At 58.2% G+C, this 20,555-nt stretch carries 20 protein-coding genes; 5 read left to right on the top strand and 15 right to left on the bottom strand.

Annotated features, from left to right (window positions below; translation table 11 throughout):
• Positions 1 to 11: 11 nt before the first annotated feature.
• Positions 12 to 3,278: a ribonuclease E gene (rne, locus tag AB2B48_RS02885; RefSeq protein ID WP_368300745.1), complete on the top strand. Its 3,267-nt coding sequence runs from the start codon at positions 12 to 14 to the stop codon at positions 3,276 to 3,278.
• A gap of 46 nt (positions 3,279 to 3,324) precedes the next feature.
• Here the strand turns inward: rne and AB2B48_RS02880 are convergent, their stop codons facing one another.
• Positions 3,325 to 4,260, bottom strand: a complete 936-nt coding sequence (locus AB2B48_RS02880; protein ID WP_368300744.1) for a LysR family transcriptional regulator — start codon at positions 4,258 to 4,260, stop codon at positions 3,325 to 3,327.
• Positions 4,261 to 4,372: 112 nt separating this feature from the next.
• Between AB2B48_RS02880 and AB2B48_RS02875 the strand changes: the two genes are divergently transcribed.
• Positions 4,373 to 5,587, top strand: coding sequence for an MFS transporter (locus AB2B48_RS02875; RefSeq protein WP_368300743.1), 1,215 nt, complete (start codon positions 4,373 to 4,375; stop codon positions 5,585 to 5,587).
• An 83-nt stretch (positions 5,588 to 5,670) separates the two neighbouring features.
• Here AB2B48_RS02875 and flgL read toward each other — a convergent pair whose 3' ends face one another.
• The 11 genes from flgL to flgB form a co-directional block, all read right to left on the bottom strand.
• Positions 5,671 to 6,606 carry a flagellar hook-associated protein FlgL gene (gene flgL, locus AB2B48_RS02870; RefSeq protein ID WP_185666419.1) on the bottom strand — a complete coding sequence of 312 codons (936 nt, stop codon included), beginning with the start codon at positions 6,604 to 6,606 and terminating at the stop codon, positions 5,671 to 5,673.
• 14 nt (positions 6,607 to 6,620) lie between these two features.
• Complete coding sequence (flgK, locus tag AB2B48_RS02865) at positions 6,621 to 8,291, bottom strand: flagellar hook-associated protein FlgK (protein WP_368300742.1); 1,671 nt, start codon at positions 8,289 to 8,291, stop codon at positions 6,621 to 6,623.
• Positions 8,292 to 8,354: 63 nt separating this feature from the next.
• Complete coding sequence (gene flgJ / locus AB2B48_RS02860) at positions 8,355 to 9,305, bottom strand: flagellar assembly peptidoglycan hydrolase FlgJ (protein ID WP_185666421.1); 951 nt, start codon at positions 9,303 to 9,305, stop codon at positions 8,355 to 8,357.
• Positions 9,305 to 10,402, bottom strand: a complete 1,098-nt coding sequence (locus AB2B48_RS02855; protein WP_368300741.1) for a flagellar basal body P-ring protein FlgI — start codon at positions 10,400 to 10,402, stop codon at positions 9,305 to 9,307. The genes flgJ and AB2B48_RS02855 overlap by 1 nt, the downstream gene beginning before the upstream one ends.
• 11 nt (positions 10,403 to 10,413) lie before the next feature.
• Positions 10,414 to 11,112, bottom strand: coding sequence for a flagellar basal body L-ring protein FlgH (flgH, locus tag AB2B48_RS02850; RefSeq protein ID WP_185666423.1), 699 nt, complete (start codon positions 11,110 to 11,112; stop codon positions 10,414 to 10,416).
• Positions 11,113 to 11,237: 125 nt separating this feature from the next.
• Entirely contained in the window at positions 11,238 to 12,020 is a 783-nt protein-coding gene (gene flgG / locus AB2B48_RS02845) for a flagellar basal-body rod protein FlgG (protein WP_185666424.1), read from the bottom strand.
• A gap of 8 nt (positions 12,021 to 12,028) precedes the next feature.
• Entirely contained in the window at positions 12,029 to 12,784 is a 756-nt protein-coding gene (locus AB2B48_RS02840; RefSeq protein WP_185666425.1) for a flagellar basal body rod protein FlgF, read from the bottom strand.
• Positions 12,785 to 12,804: 20 nt separating this feature from the next.
• Complete coding sequence (gene flgE / locus AB2B48_RS02835; RefSeq protein WP_368300740.1) at positions 12,805 to 14,049, bottom strand: flagellar hook protein FlgE; 1,245 nt, start codon at positions 14,047 to 14,049, stop codon at positions 12,805 to 12,807.
• 27 nt (positions 14,050 to 14,076) lie between these two features.
• Positions 14,077 to 14,775, bottom strand: a complete 699-nt coding sequence (gene flgD / locus AB2B48_RS02830; RefSeq protein ID WP_185666427.1) for a flagellar hook assembly protein FlgD — start codon at positions 14,773 to 14,775, stop codon at positions 14,077 to 14,079.
• Positions 14,776 to 14,787: 12 nt separating this feature from the next.
• On the bottom strand, positions 14,788 to 15,192 hold the full coding sequence (gene flgC / locus AB2B48_RS02825; RefSeq protein ID WP_163448115.1) for a flagellar basal body rod protein FlgC: 405 nt from the start codon (positions 15,190 to 15,192) through the stop codon (positions 14,788 to 14,790).
• A gap of 3 nt (positions 15,193 to 15,195) precedes the next feature.
• Positions 15,196 to 15,609, bottom strand: a complete 414-nt coding sequence (gene flgB / locus AB2B48_RS02820; protein ID WP_185666428.1) for a flagellar basal body rod protein FlgB — start codon at positions 15,607 to 15,609, stop codon at positions 15,196 to 15,198.
• 156 nt (positions 15,610 to 15,765) lie between these two features.
• On the opposite strand from flgB, the gene flgA reads away from it, so the two are divergent.
• The 3 genes from flgA to flgN all read left to right on the top strand — a co-directional run bounded on the left by flgA (position 15,766) and on the right by flgN (position 17,246).
• Complete coding sequence (gene flgA, locus AB2B48_RS02815; RefSeq protein ID WP_368300739.1) at positions 15,766 to 16,425, top strand: flagellar basal body P-ring formation chaperone FlgA; 660 nt, start codon at positions 15,766 to 15,768, stop codon at positions 16,423 to 16,425.
• Between the two features lie 95 nt (positions 16,426 to 16,520).
• Complete coding sequence (flgM, locus tag AB2B48_RS02810; protein ID WP_035896484.1) at positions 16,521 to 16,814, top strand: flagellar biosynthesis anti-sigma factor FlgM; 294 nt, start codon at positions 16,521 to 16,523, stop codon at positions 16,812 to 16,814.
• A 3-nt stretch (positions 16,815 to 16,817) separates the two neighbouring features.
• Positions 16,818 to 17,246 carry a flagella biosynthesis chaperone FlgN gene (gene flgN / locus AB2B48_RS02805; protein WP_220440285.1) on the top strand — a complete coding sequence of 143 codons (429 nt, stop codon included), beginning with the start codon at positions 16,818 to 16,820 and terminating at the stop codon, positions 17,244 to 17,246.
• 44 nt (positions 17,247 to 17,290) lie between these two features.
• On the opposite strand, the gene murJ is transcribed toward flgN, so the two are convergent.
• The 3 genes from murJ to AB2B48_RS02790 form a co-directional block, all read right to left on the bottom strand.
• Positions 17,291 to 18,826 (bottom strand): murein biosynthesis integral membrane protein MurJ, encoded by a 1,536-nt coding sequence (murJ, locus tag AB2B48_RS02800; protein ID WP_368300738.1) that lies wholly within the window; start codon positions 18,824 to 18,826, stop codon positions 17,291 to 17,293.
• Positions 18,827 to 18,969: 143 nt separating this feature from the next.
• Positions 18,970 to 19,884, bottom strand: coding sequence for a Gfo/Idh/MocA family protein (locus AB2B48_RS02795; protein ID WP_368301897.1), 915 nt, complete (start codon positions 19,882 to 19,884; stop codon positions 18,970 to 18,972).
• Between the two features lie 14 nt (positions 19,885 to 19,898).
• Positions 19,899 to 20,549, bottom strand: coding sequence for a YceH family protein (locus AB2B48_RS02790; protein ID WP_185666432.1), 651 nt, complete (start codon positions 20,547 to 20,549; stop codon positions 19,899 to 19,901).
• Between the last annotated feature and the right edge of the window lie 6 nt (positions 20,550 to 20,555).

The raw sequence follows: 20,555 nt of genomic DNA, 5'->3' as shown, positions 1-20,555 counted from the left end.
AGTAAGTTACGATGAAAAGAATGTTAATCAACGCAACTCAGCAGGAAGAGTTGCGTGTCGCCCTCGTTGATGGGCAGCGTCTGTACGATCTGGATATTGAAAGCCCAGGACACGAACAGAAAAAAGCGAACATCTACAAAGGCAAAATTACCCGTATTGAACCAAGTCTCGAAGCCGCATTTGTTGATTACGGCGCCGAACGTCATGGTTTCCTCCCCCTCAAAGAAATTGCTCGCGAATACTTCCCTGCTAATTACAACGCTCATGGTCGTCCGAACATCAAAGACGTACTGCGCGAAGGTCAGGAAGTTATCGTTCAGATTGATAAAGAAGAGCGCGGCAACAAAGGCGCTGCACTGACCACCTTTATCAGCCTTGCGGGCAGCTACCTGGTGCTGATGCCGAATAACCCACGTGCTGGCGGTATCTCCCGTCGCATTGAAGGTGACGATCGCACCGAACTGAAAGAAGCGCTGGCAAGCCTCGAGCTGCCGGACGGCATGGGCTTAATCGTACGTACCGCTGGCGTAGGTAAATCCGCCGAAGCGCTGCAGTGGGATTTAAGCTTCCGCCTGAAGCACTGGGAAGCTATCCAGAAAGCCGCTGACAGCCGCCCTGCTCCGTTCCTGATTCACCAGGAAAGCAACGTGATTGTTCGCGCCTTCCGCGACTATCTGCGCCAGGACATCGGCGAAATCCTGATCGACAACCCGAAAGTGATGGAGATGGCGCGTCAGCACATTTCTGCGCTGGGCCGCCCGGATTTCAGCAGCAAAATCAAACTGTACACCGGTGAAATCCCGCTGTTCAGCCACTACCAGATCGAATCGCAGATTGAATCCGCTTTCCAGCGTGAAGTCCGTCTGCCGTCAGGCGGTTCTATCGTTATCGATAGCACCGAAGCGCTGACCGCTATCGATATCAACTCCGCACGTGCTACCCGCGGCGGCGACATCGAAGAAACCGCATTCAACACCAACCTGGAAGCGGCCGATGAAATCGCCCGTCAGCTCCGCCTGCGTGACCTCGGCGGCCTGATCGTTATCGACTTTATCGACATGACCCCGGTACGCCACCAGCGCGCGGTAGAAAACCGTCTGCGTGAAGCGGTGCGTCAGGACCGTGCGCGTATCCAGATCAGCCACATTTCTCGCTTCGGCCTGCTGGAGATGTCCCGTCAGCGTCTGAGCCCGTCACTGGGTGAATCCAGCCACCACGTCTGCCCACGCTGCTCCGGCACCGGTACCGTGCGTGACAACGAATCGCTGTCGCTCTCCATTCTGCGTCTGATTGAAGAAGAAGCGCTGAAAGAGAACACCAAAGAAGTTCATGCAATTGTCCCAGTGCCAATTGCCTCTTACCTGCTGAACGAAAAGCGCGCCGCTATCAGCGCCATCGAATCCCGTCAGGGCGATGTTCGCTGCATCATCGTGCCAAACGATCAGATGGAAACCCCGCACTACTCCGTACTGCGCGTGCGTAAAGGTGAAGAGACCACTACCCTGAGCTACCTGCTGCCGAAGCTGCATGAAGAAGCCATGGCGCTGCCGGTAGAAGAAGAGTTTGTTGAGCGTAAGCTGCCTGAACAGCCAGCGCTGGCGACCTTCGTGATGCCTGAAGTGCCAGAGCCAACGGCTGTCAAAACCAGTGCTGTTGCCGCTGCGCCGCAGGCTAAAACGACCGCTGCTGCCGCACCTGCTGCACCAGGCCTGATTTCCCGTTTCTTCGGCGCGCTGAAAAACCTGTTTGCCGGTACCCCGGAAACGCCGGTTGAAGCCCAGCCTGAGAAGCAGGAAGCCAAGCCGGAACGTCAACAGGAACGTCGCAAACCGCGTCAGAACAACCGTCGCGACCGTAATGATCGTGGTGATCGTAACGACCGCCGTGGCGATCGCAACGAGCGTAACGAACGTAACGACCGTGGTGAAAACGCTGAAGGCCGTGAACCGCGCGAGAGCCGTGAAGGCCGCGAGGACAACCGTCGCAACCGTCGTGAAAAGCCACAGCAGACCGGTGAGGCACGTGAAAACCGCCAGGTCGCTGCCGTAGACGACAGCGAGAAAGCGAAATCCCGTGACGAGCAGCAGCAGTCCCGCCGCGAACGTAACCGCCGCCGCAACGACGAAAAACGTCAGCAACCGCAGGAAGCTAAGCCGCAGAGCCGCGAAGAACAGCCGGTTATTGCCGAGGAAGCCGCAGCGGAAGAGCGCGTTCAGAACATGCCGCGTCGCAAGCCGCGCCAGCTGTCGCAGAAAGTGCGTATCGAAACCCCTGAGCAGACCGCAGCACGTGAACTGATTGCTGAGGAACCACAGCAAGAAGAAGCACCACGTACCGCTCTGGCGAAAGTTGACCTGCCAGCCGTCGTTGATGTTCCGGCGCAAGCCGAGCAGGACGATAGCGCAGAAGGTCGTGATAACAACGGTATGCCACGTCGCTCCCGTCGTTCTCCACGTCACCTGCGCGTCAGCGGCCAGCGTCGCCGTCGCTACCGTGATGAGCGTTACCCGACCCAATCACCAATGCCGCTGACCGTCGCCTGTGCGTCGCCAGAACTGGCATCCGGTAAAGTGTGGATCCGTTACCCGGTTGCACAGGTTCAGGATCAGGCCATCGTTGATGCACCGGTTGAGCAGGAAGAGATTGCACAACCAATCGTGGCAGAAACCGTTGAGCAAGCCGTAGCGCCTATCGCTGCCGCTGAGCCAGTTGCACCAGTAGCTGTTGAAGCGCCGGTACAGCCTGCGGAAGTGGTTGAGCCAGAAGCCGTCGTTGAACCTGTTGTGGTCGTTGCTGAAGCAGCGGCACCTGCGCAGGAAGAAACCCCTGCTCCGGTCGTTACAGAAGCGGTAGCTGAAGAGCCAGTCGTTGTTGAAGAAGCGCCGGTACAGCCGGTTGCCGAAACCGCAGCGCCGGTTGAAGAAGCCAACGTGGAAGCCGAACCGGCTGCCGCAGAGCCAGTGGTTGAAGCTCCGGTAGCGGTAACGCCTGAAGTGGTTGCGCCAGTTGTCGCAGCAGCTCCGGTCGTTGAAGCGCAAGTGGTTGCACCGGCACCGGTTGTCGAAGCGCCTGTTGTCGCCGAGCCAGCCCCTGCCGCCGCTCACCATGCCACGGCACCAATGACTCGTGCACCAGCGCCAGCCTACGTGCCTGAAGCGCCGCGTCACAGCGACTGGGTTCGCCCTGCCTTTGACTTCGATGGTAAAGGTTCCGCCGGTGGTCACAGCGCAACCCATACTGCGACCTCAGGTCCAACCCGCCCGCAGCCGGTTGAATAACCGCCCGCGTGTGAAATAAAAAATCGGCCCCGGTGGCCGATTTTTTTTACCCTTTTTTTGGCTGCTGCATGCCAGCAATTTGCGGCATCACTTCCCGCATCAGATCGAGAAACTTACGCAGCCGCGTCGGGTAGTACCGCGCCCACGGATACACCAGATGCACCGGCAGCGGCGCGGCCTGCCACTGCGGCAATAGCTCAATCAGCTCCCCGCTCGCCAATTCTGCTTCCACCGTCCAGCTTGAGACAATCGCCACGCCCACGTGTGCCAGCGCCGCGTTTTTCGCCACGTACAGGCTGTCGGTGCTGAGCCGTGCCGCCACCGCCACGTTCACCGTCTCGTCATTCTCGGTATGGCGTAGCGCGACCTCATGCTGATAGAAGGTGCTGATGGCAATCCACGGCAGCGCGGAGAGCGACTCAGGGCTTTCCACCGCCGGATAGCGCGCAAGCAGTTCGGGCGAGGCCACGATACAGCGCGGCACTTCCGCCAGCAGCACCGATACCGTTGCCGGGTCAACGTCGGCCCCCACGCGGATCGCACAGTCGATATTATCGCTGATAAAGTCCACCGCTTTATCATGCAGCATCCACTCCACCGACAGCTGCGGATAGCGTGCCAGAAAGCCCACCAGCGGCGTCAGCAGCTGTTGCTGACCGAAGGCATGCGGCGCGCGTACCCGCAGCGTACCGACCGGCTGGTCATCAGAAAACTGTAAGGCATCTTCCAGCGCCAGCCAGGACTCCACCACCTGCCGGGCATGCTGATAGCAGCGCTCACCGTCGTCCGTCAACTTCATGGCATGCGTCGAGCGTTGCAGCAGCCTCGCGCCCAGCATCTCCTCCAGCGATTGCAGGCGGCGGCTGACGGTGGCCTGGGTGGTCTGGAGCTGCCGGGCAGCAGCGGAGAGCGAACCGGACTCCACAATGCGAATAAAGGTCCGCATCAGCTCGACGCGATCTATACGCTCATTTCTTTTCATTATCGACTTGCCTATACGTCAAACGTATAACTGTTTTACCACCTTGCCGGCTACCGCTCTACCCCAAAGACGCGGAAAATGCGCCTCATACACCGTTGAGGACAACAACATCATGAACAATCACACCGCATCAACACAGGCAAATGGCCTGCTTATTTTTATCCTCGCGCTGGGCGCTGGGTTCAGCGTCGCCGCCATTTATTACGCCCAGCCTCTGCTGCCGCTGATGGGCTCGACCTTAAACCTGAGCGTAGAAGGCATGGGGCTGATACCTACCCTGACCCAGGCCGGCTACGCGTTGGGGATTCTGTTTCTGCTGCCGCTCGGTGACCGCTACGACCGCCGGACGCTCATTTTGCTGAAAAGCCTGTCGCTGGCGGTACTGCTGCTGGTTTACAGCCTGACCCAGCAGTTTCACTCGCTGCTGGCGGTGAGTTTGCTTATCGGGATGGCGGCCACCATGGCGCAGGATATTGTCCCGGCGGCGGCGATCCTCGCTCCGGCTGGCAAACAGGGGAAAATGGTGGGTACGGTCATGACCGGTCTGCTGCTGGGTATTCTGCTGTCGCGAACCGTGAGCGGCGTAGTGGGTGAACTGTTCGGCTGGCGCGTGATGTACCAGGCCGCTGCCGTCAGCATTGCGCTGATTGGAGCCCTGCTGTGGCGCGTGCTGCCGAATTTTACCGCCCACTCAGAGCTGCACTATCCGGCACTGATGGCTTCAATGGCGCACCTGTGGCGTCGCTACCCGACGCTGCGTCGTGCCGCCATGGCGCAGGGCTTTCTCTCTATCGCCTTTAGCGCCTTCTGGTCTACCCTTGCCGTGATGCTGGCCGAGCACTACCACATGGGCAGCGCCGTTGCCGGTGGGTTCGGTATCGCCGGTGCCGCCGGGGCATTAGCGGCACCGCTGGCAGGTGGTCTGGCGGATAAAGTCGGTGCCGAAAAGGTCACTCAGTTGGGCGCTTTGCTGGTCAGCATCTCATTTGCCCTGATGCTGCTGCTCCCGGTGCTGCCGCCGTTGGCGCAACTGGCGCTGATTGCTGTCTCCGCCGTAGGCTTTGATCTGGGCCTGCAGTCGAGCCTGGTGGCGCATCAGAACCTGGTCTATAGCCTTGAACCGCAGGCGCGCGGTCGCCTGAACGCGCTGCTGTTCACCGGGGTGTTTATCGGGATGTCCGTGGGTTCAGTGCTGGGTACGCAGGTTTATGCGATGGCCGGTTGGGAAGGCGTGGTCGTACTGGCGACGATTGCTGGTCTGGTGGCGCTCGCCATTCGCATCAGCGAAACCTGGCGTCTGCGTAACGCCGCACTCAATGCGCAGTAGCGATAAAAAAAAGCCCGCGACGGGGTAGTGACGCGGGCGACAAAAACATATCCAGTTTCCAGATATGTCAAAACCTACATGTTTTATTTATTCAGTTGGAACAGCGACATTCCCTGCATATCCGTAAACGCTTTGTACGCTGCCTGTAGTGCGGTTTGCTGCATGGTGTAATTCGAAATCGTTTCGTTCCAGTCTACGTCAACCAGGTTGCTCATCTGCTGGGTTTGCGCCAGCGCACGGTCATCGCCCAGCGAGTCGAGCTTATCAAGTTCGTTAAGCTGGGTACCCAGTTCGGCGCGAACGGTCAACACGTTGTTCAGCGCCCCTTTCATGCTACGGTTCGCTCTGTCAATTGCTTCAGATGACACCGCTTTCAAGGATTCATCATCACCTACCGGCGTTTTCAGCGCGTCAATCACCTTGTTGAGCGCCACAAAAATGTTGCTATCGGCATCAGTGCTCGCACTCGCAGGATCTTTATCAAAGACCAGATTACCGGTGTGGCCAATAACCATCGTACGCGCGGAATCGACCTGTTGTTGCACGTTCTCAGACCCACCGTTGTAGGTACCGTCCGCATCAAATGGTGCTGCATCCGTCTTATAGCCAGCAAAAATGTAGCGACCATTACCGTCAGTGCTGTTGGCGAGGTTGAGAATTTGATCGCGAATACCTTCGAGATCCGTTGCCAGTGATGCACGGTCATCGTCGCTCAGCGTGCCGTTTCCGGCATACACGATCTTTTCCTGTGCCGACTGGATAGCCGTGGTGACCTGAGACAGCGTTTTCTCTTCAATCGAGACGCGCTGGGTAGCAAAGGTACGTGCGGTCGCATACTGGCTGTTTTGCGCCTGAGCCTGTGACAGCACAACGGCCTGAGAAGCCGCAACCGGGTCGTCCGATGCGCGGTTAACCCGCTTTCCGGTCGACATCTGTTCACCGTATCCCAACCATGCAGACTGGGAGTCGGTAATGCCCCGCATATTCTGCTGATACATCATTAAGGTACTGACGCGCATGATGTTCCCTCTTCTTAGCGAATATTAATTAATGCGTCGAAGATGGTGCTTGCGGTTTGCAGCACCTGCGCATTGGCCAGATAATACTGTTGGTACAGCTGCAGGTTGCCATACTCTTCATCGAGGTTTACCCCGGAGATAGACTGCTGCTGCTGCGTGAGTTCGGTAACGACGCTTGCTTGCGTGGTGCTGCTGCTTTTCAACGTGGCGGTTTTGGTGCCGATGCTACTCACCAGCGCCGCGTACGCATCGTTGAAGCTCTTTGAGCCACCAACGGTTTTACTGGTCTGTAGATCCAGCAGTTTTTGCCCATTGCGGTTATCACTTTCGCCGCCGCTATTACCAGAAGCATCCGCAATACCCATCGCAATTTGCGACTCACTGCTGATCTCCACTTTCATATTGACGATGGTGTCGGACACCGGTTTTAAGATGAAGCTATCGCCCACTGCTGCGCCATTAGTTGGGTCAGCCGTCTTGACATCTACCGTTAAGCCATCAAATTTAAGTGAGGTCGGCGTGCTGTCCTTATCCAACGTCACCGTGGTGTTATCAGACAGTCGCGTTACCTGCCAGCCGCCACTGGTATTGACGATGCGATAATCCGTCGCCTGTACCGCCGAGGCCTTGCTTACCTGTGCCACCAGCTCTGCGCCGCCGGTATTTTTAGCGTTTGGCAGCACCGCGGGTATGCCAAAGCTGAAGAACGCTTCACCTTTTTTGCCATCTGCGTCGACGCCACCTTCATGCACCTTGTTAAAAGCATCTGCAAAGGCCAGCGCCATCTGGTTGAGGCTATTACGCGTCTGGTCCAGATCCTGAGAACGGAAGGTCAGCATGCCACCCAGTGAGCCGGTGGTCAGCAGCTTTTCCGGGATTTCGATGCTACCCGCCACATTATCCACATACGCCACGGTGGTGCGCGTTGGATCGGCGCTGCTCGGTACTGCAGCAAGTTGGTTCGACCTCGTGCCCGCCACCAGCGTGTAGCCATTAGCCATAGTGATGTTGTAGGTGCTGCCATCCTGGACGTTCACCTCTACGCCAACCAGCTTGTTCAGATCGCTCACCAACTGATCGCGCTGATCCAGCAGATCGTTTGGCGATGCTCCCGCCCCCACGCCGGTCAGACGCGCAATTTTGTCGTTCAGGCTGGCAATCTGCGAGGTGTAGTTGTTGATCTGCTCAACGGTTGAGGTGATGCCAAGATTAACCTGCTTGTCCTGGTCGCGCAGATACTGATCGGCAACCTTGAACTGGTTCACGACGCCATCGGCTTTACCAAGTACGGTCTGACGTGCCGCTGGATCTTCGGCGTTGCTGACCAGCGTCTGCAGGCTACTGAAAAAATCCTGCAGGGTCGTCGAAATATTGTTAGTCGAACTGGCAAACATCGTATCGATCTTCGATACCTGCTCGTAGCGCGTCGCCAGACCGCTGCTCTGATTTTGTGCAGAACGCAGCTGATTGGTGATAAACGCGTTGTACTCACGCTGAATGCTGGAGACATTGACGCCATTGCCCACCCAACCGCCCGCGCCCAGCGTGCTGTTGGCAGAAGCCAGCACCGTCGTCTGACGGGTGTATCCCGCTACGTTATAGCTGGAGATGTTGTTACTGGTGGTATTCAGCGCCGACTGTGCGGCGCTCAGCCCGCTCATCGCGCTGTTAATTAAACTGGACATGAACGCTCCTTCTTAAGACCATGGTATTACTTATCGGATGGCGGACGGCAAACTTGAGGCTCATCAGAACAGATTTTCGATATCGTTACGGTAGGTATTGCTGACCTTGTCGCTCATCGCTTTTAGCTGCTGAATCATGCTGGTTAATTTGCGCGCATACTGCGGGTCGGTTGCATAGCCAGCGTTCTGTAACGCCTGTGCGCCCTGCTCCGCCGTTGATGCGGAGGTCACCGCCGCATAGCGCGGGTTGCGGGTTAGCAGGCTCACATAGTCCGACAGCGCTTCCAGATACGAGCTGTAGACGCGGAATTTGGCCTTCACCTTCTTCGCTTCGCCATTTTCAAATTCAGTGGTGGTGATTTCCGTCACCTTGCCCTTCCAGTCACCGGACGCCTTCACCCCGAACAGGTTAAAGCTCGGCTCGCCGTTTTCCCGGCGGATCTGCCGCTGCCCCCAGCCGGACTCCAGCGCGGCCTGCGCCAGAATCAGGTGGTGAGGAATGCCGCTCTGTTCACTCGCCAGCCGCGCAGGAAGCGAGAGCTGGGCGAGGAAGTCTTTGCTGTCGCCGGAGAGCGGCGTATCGCTGCTGTCCGGCGCCTTCGGCAGCGCCTTACGCACCATCTGCGTCAGCGCGGCGTTCTGGTAGCTGGTGACCGTCTGCATATCGAACTTCATCGGTACCTGACCGACGTTGTCGGCCGGCTCCTGCTGCTGCGTCGACAGCTGTTTGACCATCTCTTCCGCCAGCCCCAGACCTTTTCCTGCGGTCATCTGCTGGGCGATTTGCTGGTCATACATACTGGTGTAGAGCCGCGTCTGGTCGCTGCTGAAAAGACCGTCTTTCGGCAGCGTTTCACGCATGCTTTTTAGCATCATCTGTACGAACATCCCTTCCACCTGACGCGCCACCGGCCGCAGGTTGGCCTGCGGGTCCTGCCCGGCCTTGGTTTTCAGTTCATTCAACGACTGCGCGTCCCACGCGGCGCTCGCCAGTAATTTGCTGTCGGTCAGCATTAGACAATCTCCACCTTGGCGCGCAGACAGCCTGCGCTCTGCATCGCCTGGATAATCGACATCAGGTCGATTGGCGTTGCCCCCAGCGCGTTCAGCGCACGCACCACGTTGTTGAGGTTGGCGCTGGCGCGAATGCTCTGCAGCGAACCACCGCTCTGGCGAAGGTCGATTTGCGTTTGCGGCGTGACCACGGTACGGCCGCCAGCAAACGGCGTATCCGGCTGGTTCACCTGCGCGGAGCGGTTGACGGTAACGGACAGGTTACCTTGCGCCACCGCACAGCTATCCAACGTCACTTCGCGGTTCATCACCACGGATCCGGTACGGGAGTTGATAATGATCTTCGCATCCTGCGGCGTGGTACCCACTTCCAGGTTCTGGATATCCGCCAACAGACGCACCTGACCGCTGCCGCCCACCGGCGCACGCACCTGCACGGTACGCGCATCCAGCGCGGTGGCGTTACCAAGGCTGCTACGACGGTTAATGGTGTCGGCAATCTGCTGCGCCATGGTGAAATCATCATCATTGAGCTGCAGGTTGATGGTGTTGCTGGCGCCAAACTGCGTAGGCAGTTCACGTTCGATGGTCGCCCCACCGGTAATGCGCCCGCCGTTCAGCTGGTTCACCTGCACGCTGCTGCCACCGGCTGATGCACCGGCACCGCCCACCAGAATGTTGCCCTGTGCCAGCGCATATACCTGGCTGTCCACGCCTTTCAGCGGGGTCATCAGCAGCGTACCGCCGCGCAGACTTTTGGCGTTACCCATTGAGGAGACCACCACGTCGATGTTCTGCCCCTGACGACCAAATGCCGGAAGCTGGGCGGTGACCATCACCGCCGCCACGTTTTTCAGCTGCATATTGGTGCCCGCTGGCACGGTGATACCCAACTGAGAGAGCATGTTGTTCAGGCTCTGGGTGGTAAACGGCGTTTGCGTCGTCTGGTCACCCGTGCCATCAAGCCCCACCACCAGGCCATAGCCAATCAGCGAGTTTTCCCTCACCCCCTGCACGCTGGTAAGGTCGCGGATGCGTTCGGCATGCGCGAGGCTGGTCATCAGCACCAGCGTCAGGGTTAGCAGAGTTTTAAACATGGTTCACCTCGTTACATCGGCGATAAGTTAAGGAAGAAACGCTGCAGCCAGCCCATATTCTGCGCTTCGTTGATATAGCCGTTGCCGACATATTCGATACGCGCATCCGCCACCTGGGTGGACGGTACGGTGTTGCTGCCGCTAATGGTGCGCGGGTTAACCACCCCGGAGAAGCGGATAAATTCGGTGCCCTGGTTGATGGCGATCTGTTTTTCGCCCACCACGTGCAGGTTGCCGTTGACCAGCACCTGATCGACGGTCACCGTCAGCGTGCCGCTAAAGGTGTTGCTGGCGTTCGCGCCGCCCTTGCCGTTAAAGGTGTTGCCACCGGAGGCGTCCACATCGGCGCGCGCATTGCCAAACAGGCCCTGCAGGTAGCGCGGTACGGTGTCGAAGCCGAAATTCGTTTTGCCATCGCGGCTGGCGTTCGCCGACGAGCTTTTGCTCGCGCTGACGTTTTCCTGCAGCACGATAGTCAGCGTATCGCCGATATTACGCGGACGGCGGTCTTCAAACAGCGGTTGATAGCCGTAGTTAATCGGCTGCGCGGTCTGGAAAATAGAACCATTCACCACCGGAACCGGGCCGGGAATGGGCTGAGCGGTCGTCGCCCCTTCCACCAGCGGCTTGGACGGCACGAGGGCGCACCCTGCCACGCTGAGTGCGACAACGGTTAAAAGCGGATAACGAAACGCTGCTGATTTTTGCATTGCTTTCTTCTTCTGAATCTCAATGTTATCCCGGGAGCTCCCGGAGTCGCTTCGCTCGTCCGGGCTACACGCACTGTCGTAGTCCGGACGAGCGAAGCGACTCCGGGGAAATACCCGGCTACGCCTTACAGCTGCGTCAGTTTTTGCAGCATCTGGTCGGTCGTCGATACCGCTTTACTGTTGATTTCGTACGCGCGCTGCACCTGAATCATGTTGACCAACTCTTCCGCCACGTTGACGTTAGAGGTTTCGACATAGCCCTGATACAGTAGACCCGCACCGTTCAGACCCGGCGTGGTGTCGTTTGGCGCCCCGGAGGCCTGGGTTTCGATGTACAGGTTTTCACCAATACTCTCGAGCCCGGTGTCGTTCATAAAGGTCGACAGGTTCAGCTGCCCCACCTGCACCGGGTTCGTCTGCCCCTGCTGGGTCACGCTGACGATACCGTCACGACCGATGGTGATGCTGATGGCGTTCGCCGGAATGGTGATCGCCGGTTGTACCTGATAGCCGCTGGCGGTCACCAGCTGACCGTTCTGGTCAACCTGGAACGAGCCGTCACGGGTATAGGCCGAGGAGCCGTCTGGCAGCAGGATCTGGAAGAACCCGTCGCCTTTGATCGCCACGTCTTTACTGTTGTTGGTTTGCGACAGGTTACCCTGGCTGTGCAGACGTTCGGTCGCCACGGGACGAACCCCGGTACCGATCTGCAGGCCTGACGGCAGCGTCGTTTGTTCGGATGACTGTGCACCCGGCTGGCGAACGGTTTGATAGAGCAAGTCTTCAAATACCGCGCGCTGGCGCTTAAAACCATTGGTACTGACGTTCGCCAGGTTGTTGGCGATAACGTCCATATTGGTTTGCTGCGCGTCGAGACCGGTTTTCGCGATCCATAATGAACTGATCATAGTTTTCCTTAGCTCATTGACAGCAACTGGTTAGCTTTCTGCGTGTTTTCATCCACGCTGCTGATAACCTTCATCTGCATTTCAAAGCGGCGCGAGCTGGCTATCATGTCCGCCATTGCCGCCACGGGTTTTACGTTGCTGCCTTCCAGCACGCCGGACTGCAAGCGCAGCGTTGGGTCAGCCTGTAAGGTTGGCCCACGCGTCGCCACCGCCGACGGCGTGAGGTGGAACAGTCCATCATCGCCGCGCGCCACTTCCGTTGCCGTGGCTTTGACGACCTTCAGCTTACCGACAGGGGAAACCGTGTTTGGCGGATCCCCCGGCGTCAGTGCGGAAATGGTGCCGTCCGAAGCGATAGTCACCTGCGAACCTTCCGGCACGCTCAGCGGCCCAGTCTCACCGATCACCGGGTTGCCCTGAATCGTGAGCTGCCCGGTGGAGCTGACCTGGATATTACCGTTACGGGTATAGCCTTCGCTCCCGTCCGCCGACTGCACTGCCAGCCAGCCGTCCTGCTGAATCGCCACGTCCAGCGGACGCGCGGTGTAGTCCAGCTGGCCTGGCGTCATATCCGCGCCCGGCGTGGTGGCAGCCACCAGAGTACGCGTCTCAACGGACGGCCCCACGACCGGCACCGCACGCATGGCGGTGAGCTGGGCACGAAAGCCCGGCGTTGATGTATTGGCAAGGTTGCTCGCCGTGACCGCCTGCTGCTGCATGGTCTGGCTGGCCGCGCCCATTGCCGTATATATCGCGTGATCCATGAGGTCACCCTATTAGACGATTAACGCAGGTTAACCAGCGTGTTGAGGATCTGATCCTGGGTTTTGATGGTCTGGGCGTTAGACTGATAGTTACGCTGCGCCACGATCATATTCACCAGCTCTTTACTCAGGTCGACGTTGGAAGCTTCCAGCGCGCCGTTGGTCAGCGAGCCAAAGTTACCGGTACCCGCCGTACCCAGCAGCGCGACGCCAGAAGACTGGGTCGCGGACCAGACGTTATCGCCTTCAGATTGCAGGCCGCCGGTGTTGGAGAAGTTAGCGAGCACAATCTGCCCCAGCAGCTGGCTTTGACGGTTGGAGTAGTTACCCACCACCGAACCGTCATCGTTGACCTGATAGCTCACCAGGCTGCCCGGCGCATAGCCGTTTTGCGTGGTGGCCACCACATCGCTGGAGCCAGTGTTTTGCTGCATGGAGTTGAGGAAGCTGAGGTTGAAGGTTCCAATGGCAGAACCATTCAGTGATTCGACAGGAATGTCGACCGTCATCGCCGCAGGCGGATTTGCAGGGTCTGCATTCACATCGGTGACCGATGTCAATGTGCCTGAATTGCTAAATACCATCTGCGCAGCCTTCACGGATTTAGCATTCGCCACGCTGGTATCCAGGGTATAGACGTCCCATGTATTCGGGGCCGAGGTCTTCACATAATAGACGTTCAGGTCATGCGAGTTACCCAGGCTGTCATAAACGGTGACGGTGCCCTTTTTGTTATAGGTGTCAGGATTCGTCGGGTCGAACGTGGCGGTAATCGCCGCATCCGTCGAGTTCAGGTTCATCTGCATGGTGCCGGTGGTCGACGCTTTTGCCGACATCAGCGTGTTCGGAATCGACAGCGCCACCGGGTTTGCCCCCTGCTGGATGGTCGGCGGCGTGCCGCTTGCCGGGTAGCCCGTCAGGTTCAGCCCCTGCGAGTTCACCAGGTTGCGGTTCTCATCGAGTGAGAACTGACCGTTACGGCTGTAGTACACCGCGCCGTTGGTATCGACCAGACGGAAGAAGCCGTTCTGGCTAATCGCCACGTCGAGCGCGCGGCCGGTATTGGTGGTGGTGCCGTCGGTAAAGTCCTGGGTGATCCCCGCCACTTTAACGCCCAGCCCGACTTTGGAACCCGCGAACATATCGGCAAACGAGGCCGACCCGGATTTAAACCCGTAGGTGGCGGAGTTGGCGATGTTGTTGCCGATAACATCGAGGTTGGTGGCAGCCGCGTTTAAACCGCTGACCGCTTGTGAAAAGGCCATAACGTCTCTCCTGAAATTGTTAAAGGCTTAGATAATCTGGCGAACCTGGTCCATCGTGGTGGTGCCGTAGGTTCCCAAATCCAGTTTGTTGCCGTCTTTGCCCAAGGTAACGCCCTGTACCAGCGCAAACTGCAGCGGTTGAACCACCAACTGCGTGGTGCCCTGACTGGCTGCAAAGCTGATGTTGTAAGCACCGTCCGGTGCCGCCGTGCCATCGTCCAGCTTGCCGTCCCAGGTAAAGGTATGAACGCCCGCGGTCTGTGCGCCCATATTCAATGTCCGGATCACTTTGCCGTTACCATCGGTGATGGTCGCGGTGACCTTATCGGCCGCCTGCGTCAGCTCAATGCCGAATGGCGTGGTGTCCACGCTCTCGTTTTCGCTGCCCGCACTTTTCCCCGCCAGAATGGTGCTGCCGGGGATCATCACGCCGTGGCCGACCAGCGAACTGGCCTGCAACGACTGGCTGCTGTCAATCTGTCCGGAGATGGAACCGAGCGTGGTATTGAGTTTCTCAATACCGCTCAGGGTGCTGATCTGCGCCAGCTGTGAGGTTAATTCGTTGTTTTGCAGCGGGTTGGTCGGGTCCTGGTTTTTCAGCTGAGCTACCAGCAGCGTCAGAAAGCTGCTCTGCAGGTCAGATGAGCTGTTGGTCCCGGTGCTGCTCAGCGCCGACGAGGCGGAGCTGCTGCTGGAGGTATCATTAATATTGGATACGACAGACATCGGTTATCTCCCTTATTGTCCAAGCGTCAACGTTTTCAGCATCATGCTTTTGACGGTGTTCAGTACTTCGACGTTGGCCTGATAGCTGCGCGATGCCGACATGGTGTTTACCATCTCGCCAACCACGTCCACGTTAGGCATGCGAACATACCCTTTGGCATCCGCCAGCGGGTTACCCGGCTGATAGACCAGCTTGTCCGGCTCCTGACTTTCCACCACGTCGGCCACCTTTACGCCACCGGTCGCCGCGCCCATCGGCGCATCCACCTGGAACACCACCTGCTTGGCGCGATAAGGCTGACCATCCGGCCCGGCGACGCTGTCGGCGTTGGCGAGGTTACTGGCCGCGACGTTGAGACGTTTGGACTGCGCGGTCAGCGCCGACCCGGCGACGTCGAAGATATTGAGTAATGCCATGGATTAGTTCCCCTGCAGGACACTCATCATGCCCTTGATTTGTCCGCCCAGAACCGTAAGGCCGGTCTGGTACTGGAGGCTGTTATCGGCGAACTGCGTGCGTTCCCGGTCCATATCGACGGTGTTGCCATCCATCGCTGGCTGGTCGGGAATGCGGTACAGCAGATCGGTCTCTGGCGTAGAGAGCGTCTGGGCGGGAATATGACGTTCGGAGGTCAGCGTCAGCGATACGCCGCTGCTTTCCGGCCGCCCGCGCGCCATCACTTTTTTGAGTTCACTGGCAAAATCAATATCACGCGCCTGAAACCCGGGGGTATCCGCATTCGCGATATTGGCCGCCAGAATTTCCTGACGTTCGGCGCGCAGGTTGAGCGCTTCTTGCTGAAAACGTAAGGCGGCGTCGAGTTTGTCGAGCATGTCTCCTCCGCTAATGACAAAGTTTCAGCCGACAGCTTAAATCTCCTTACGCGCGCGTCATCGCCGGAATAAACGCAATATGCGTCGCTATTTATTGCGTTGATGTCGCGACAAGATGGGTAAAATGCATGCATTCTTTACTCACTGGAGCGTTCCATGCGTCAGCTCATTGCCCCTCTCACCGCTGCGGCACTGGTCTTTAGCCCATTGGCTCTGGCAGCCGATCTCCAGGCACAGCTCACCGATTTTTTCACCCAGCGCCTGACCGGCTTTAGCAATGAGGTCAGCGTGAAGCTGCGTAACGCGCAAAACCTTCAGCTCGCCTGCGACGCACCTGCGCTCAGCACGCCGGGCAATTCGCGGCTGTGGGGAAATCTGACCGTGGTGGCGCAGTGCGGGAACGCTAAACAGTATTTACAGGTCAGCGTGCAGGCCATTGGCGACTATGTGGTTGCCGCCGCGCCTATCGTGCGCGGCACGCCCATTGCGGCGCAAAACGTCACGTTAAAGCGCGGGAGACTCGATCAGCTGCCGCCGCGGACCATGCTCAACCTTTCACAGGCTCAGGATGCCGTAAGCCTGCGCGATGTCGCCATCGGCCAGCCGCTGCAGCTGTCGATGGTGCGCCAGTCGTGGCGCGTCAAGGCCGGACAGAAGGTGATGGTGATTGCCCAGGGTGAAGGTTTTAGTATCAATGGTGAAGGTCAGGCATTGAACAACGCCGCCGTCACGCAGAACGCACGGGTGCGCATGCCGTCAGGTCAGGTTGTGAGCGGTCAGGTCGATACTGATGGGAATATTCTGATTAATCTATAAACGTTATAAAGAATATGTGTCGCTTGCCGATAGATAATTAACATTTAAGAGAGTCGGCGCCTGCGCCATACAAGAGCCTCAATGAGGAAAGAACCATGAGCATTGATCGTACATCTTCTCTGAAAGCGGTGACCAGCGTCCAGCAACGCGAAACCCCTGAGACCAGCGCCCCGAAAGTGCGTGCGGAAAAAACGGCGACGGCGACCAGCGCCAGCGTCACGTTAAGTAACGCCCAGACGGCGTTAACCCGCTCCTCTGCCGGCGATATTAATATGGCGCGCGTTGAAGAGTTGAAAACGGCTATTCGCAACGGCGAGTTAAAAATGGACACCGGCAAAATCGCCGACGCGCTGATCCAGGACACACAAGATTATCTGCAGAGTAAATAAGAGATGAGCGGTTTGTCAGCCATACTGGACCAAATGACCAGCATCCTGAACTCGCTGAAAGCGGTGATGGATGCTGAACAACTGCAGCTCTCCGCAGGCAGCGTTAACGGCCTGCAGCTTGCCAGCATCACCGAAGAGAAAAGCTCTCTGCTGGCAACGTTAGACTATCTGGAGAAGCAGCGTCGCGTCGAACAGGACGCCCAGCGTGAAACGCGCGAAGCGTATAGCGACCGCTGGCAGGTGATTACCGAGACCACGCAGCAACTGCATCGTCTTAATCAGCATAACGGCTGGCTGCTGGAAGGACAGATCCTTCGTAACCAGCAGGCGATTGATGTGCTTAAGCCTTTCCAGGAAACCGGACTTTACGGCAAGGATGGTCAGGCAGCGGGTGCCCCGGTGGCGCGCAGCGCGAAGAAATATTCCGTCTGAATTGCGGCGGGGCCACAGAATGTGCCCCGCGCAGTGCCTTTCTATTACGCCGTACGGCGTGCAAACTCTTTAATTTTAAAGCCCAGAATCGCCAGGGTAGCGAAATAGGCGACGATTCCGGCACCCACGACGCCAACCAGGCGCAACAGACGGTAAGGCATCGTGCCCTGTGACCATTCAGGCATGACGTGCATCAAGCCAACCAGAGCTGCCGACATCACCAGCACCGAAATGACCAGACGGACTAAGAATCCTGCCCAGCCCGGCTGTGGGGTAAAGATTTTTTGTTTGCGTAGCTGCCAGTAGAGCAGCGCCGCGTTCAGACAGGCCGCCAGACCAATCGACAGCGATAGCCCCGCATGCTTCAACGGGCCGATAAATGCCAGGTTCATTACCTGAGTCATAATCAGCGTAACGATAGCAATTTTAACCGGCGTTTTGATGTCCTGACGGGAATAAAAGCCCGGCGCCAGGACTTTAACGATAATTAGTCCCATCAAGCCCACGGAGTAGGCCACCAGCGCACGCTGAGTCATGGCGGCATCAAAGGCGGTGAATTTACCGTACTGGAACAGCGCCACGGTCAGCGGCTTCGCCAGAATGCCCAACGCTACGGCGCTCGGCAGCGCCAGCAGGAAGCACAGGCGCAGACCCCAGTCCATCAGACGGCAGTACTCATCATGGTTGCCGCTGGCAAAGCTTTTCGACAACGACGGCAGCAGGATAGTCCCCAGCGCCACGCCCAGCACGCCGGACGGAAACTCCATCAGACGGTCGGCATAGTACATCCACGAGACGGAGCCTGAGGCAAGGAAGGAGGCGAAAATGGTATTGATGATAAGCGAAATCTGGCTTACAGAGACGCCCAGGATAGCCGGCCCCATCTGTTTCACCACGCGTACCGCACCGGCATCTTTAAAGTTGATGCGCGGCAGCACCAGCATGCCGATTTTTTTCAGGTGCGGCAGCTGATAGGCCAGCTGCAGCACGCCGCCGACGGTCACCGCCCATGCCAGCGCCAGAACCGGCGGGTGGAAGTGTGGCGCGGCGAACAATGCAAAGCCAATCATACTGACGTTGAGGAACGTCGGCGCAAACGCTGGCACCGAGAAGCGGTTCCAGGTGTTGAGAATGGCCCCGACCAGCGAGGCCAGCGAAATCAGCAGAATATAAGGGAAGGTAATGCGCAGCAGTTGGGTAGTCAGCGCAAATTTATCCGCCGTGTCAGCAAAGCCCGGTGCGGTGATAGTGATCACCCACGGTGCCGCCAGCATCCCCACCACGGTCACCAGCGCGAGCGCGAGCGTCAGCAGGCCCGAGACATAAGAGACAAATACCCGAGTCGCGTCTTCGCCCTGCTTGCTTTTGTATTCGGCCAGAATCGGTACGAACGCCTGCGAGAACGCGCCTTCGGCAAAGATACGGCGCAGCAGGTTTGGCAGCTTAAAGGCCACAAAAAAGGCATCGGTCGCCATTCCGGCGCCAAACACCCTCGCTACGATCGCGTCACGCGCAAATCCCAGTACGCGCGAAAACATAGTCATCGAGCTGACGGCAGCCAGCGATTTTAATAGATTCATTAACTTGTGATTCCACAACCCGGATCAAAGCGCCCGATGGATGAGCGCTAAAAAAGTGGCGTTAGTCTACCGGGTTCGGGATGAATTGCTACTGCCAGATGTTACAGCAGGTTAGTGGCCTACAGCGCTAACCCGGAATAAACCTACTCGCGGATCGCCTCACGCCACAACCCTTCCACCATTCGCTGCGCCGCTATCGCCTGTTCCCCTGCCGTTTCAGGAACCGTCTGATTCTGCACGCACTGAATAAAATGATGCGCACAGCCGGTAAACCCGCGCTGCTCAAGCGTGGTCTGCCAGCCCGGAATCGGCCGGGTTACAATGCCGGACCCGCGCTCTTCGCGCCACTCGCGCATATCCGACACCTCAAACAGCCCGCCGTCGGCCACCGCCTGCACCCACTCACGCTGGCTGCCTGCCCGGCGGTGCATACTGGTGGTGATTTGCAGCCCCGGCTGGCTGAAATGGTGCTCGGCATAAAACATATGCCCTTCGTCAGTGGTTTGCAGTACCCCATCGCGCAGCGTTGCTTTTCCGTCCGCCAGCCACAGCGCGGTATCGACCACGTGCAGATAATCATCGAGCAGCGTAAAGCGCAGGTCGTGCGGGCCAACGCTGTCGGCACGGTGTTTATCCATCCGCAGCGACGACATCTCTCCGGCGCGCTTTTTGAGCTCGCGGTAAAGCGGCGCAAAGCGGCGGTTGAAGCCGACCATTAACGTCAGGTTTTTCCGTGCTGCCAGCGCCACCAGCCGCTCCGCATCGTCAAGCTTGTCGGCCAGCGGTTTATCCACGCAGACGTGGACGCCAGCGTTCAGCAGCTCACTCACCACCGCGTAGTGTGAGGCCGTCGAGCTGTGCACGAAGACCGCATCGCACTGGGCGGCTAATGCAGTCAATGAGTCGGCATAAGGCAGGCGATAGGTTTCGCACACTTTCAGCGCTTTCTCTTTACCCGGTGACCACGCAGCCTGCAGCGTCCAGTCCATGGCGGCGCTTAATACCGGCAGCCAAGCTTTCTGCGCAATACCGCCAAGCCCCACCACACCAATGCGAATCTTCGCCATAAGACTTACTCCCCGAGGTGCGCCAGCAGTGAATCCAGACGCTGTTTAAGTTCGGCAACTTCCCCCTCGAGCATCTCGACGCGGGCCAGCAGGCTATCGTCCGCCGCTGGCGCATCGCTCTGGGCGGCTACCGCCTGAAGATCAACCTCACCGCTGAACAGATGCATATAGCGGCTTTCCCGCTTACCCGGTTCTCGCGGCAGACGCACCACAAACGGGCCATCTTCGCGATTCGCCAGACGTTCCAGCGTATTCTCGACTTCTGCCATATCAGTAAATTCATGCATGCGCTGCGCGCGACCGCGCAGTTCGCCCGGCGTCTGGGCACCGCGCAGCAAGAGCGTGGTCACCAGCGCCACTTCCGCCGTCGACAGCTTCAGATCGCCAAATTCAGAGTTGCAGAAGCGCTGTTCGTACTTGGTGACGCGATTACCAAAACCGCTCACCGTACGCAGATAGTGACGTTTCACCAGCGTATCCAGCTGATCCTGCACTTCCGCTTCGCTGAGCGTCATCACCGGCTCGCGGTTGGTTTTTTGATTACAGGCCGTGACCACGCCGTTTATCGAGAGCGGATATTGCTCCGGCGTCGTGACCTGCTTTTCCAGCAAACAGCCAATGACGCGGGCTTCCAGCGGGCTCAGTTGATATTTCATTCGGGT

The sequence above is a fragment of the Kluyvera sichuanensis genome, assembly GCF_040930405.1.
GTDB classification, from domain to species: domain Bacteria; phylum Pseudomonadota; class Gammaproteobacteria; order Enterobacterales; family Enterobacteriaceae; genus Kluyvera; species Kluyvera sichuanensis.
Note: the sequence above shows the minus strand (reverse complement) of the source record. Positions and strands in the feature narration are given on the sequence as shown.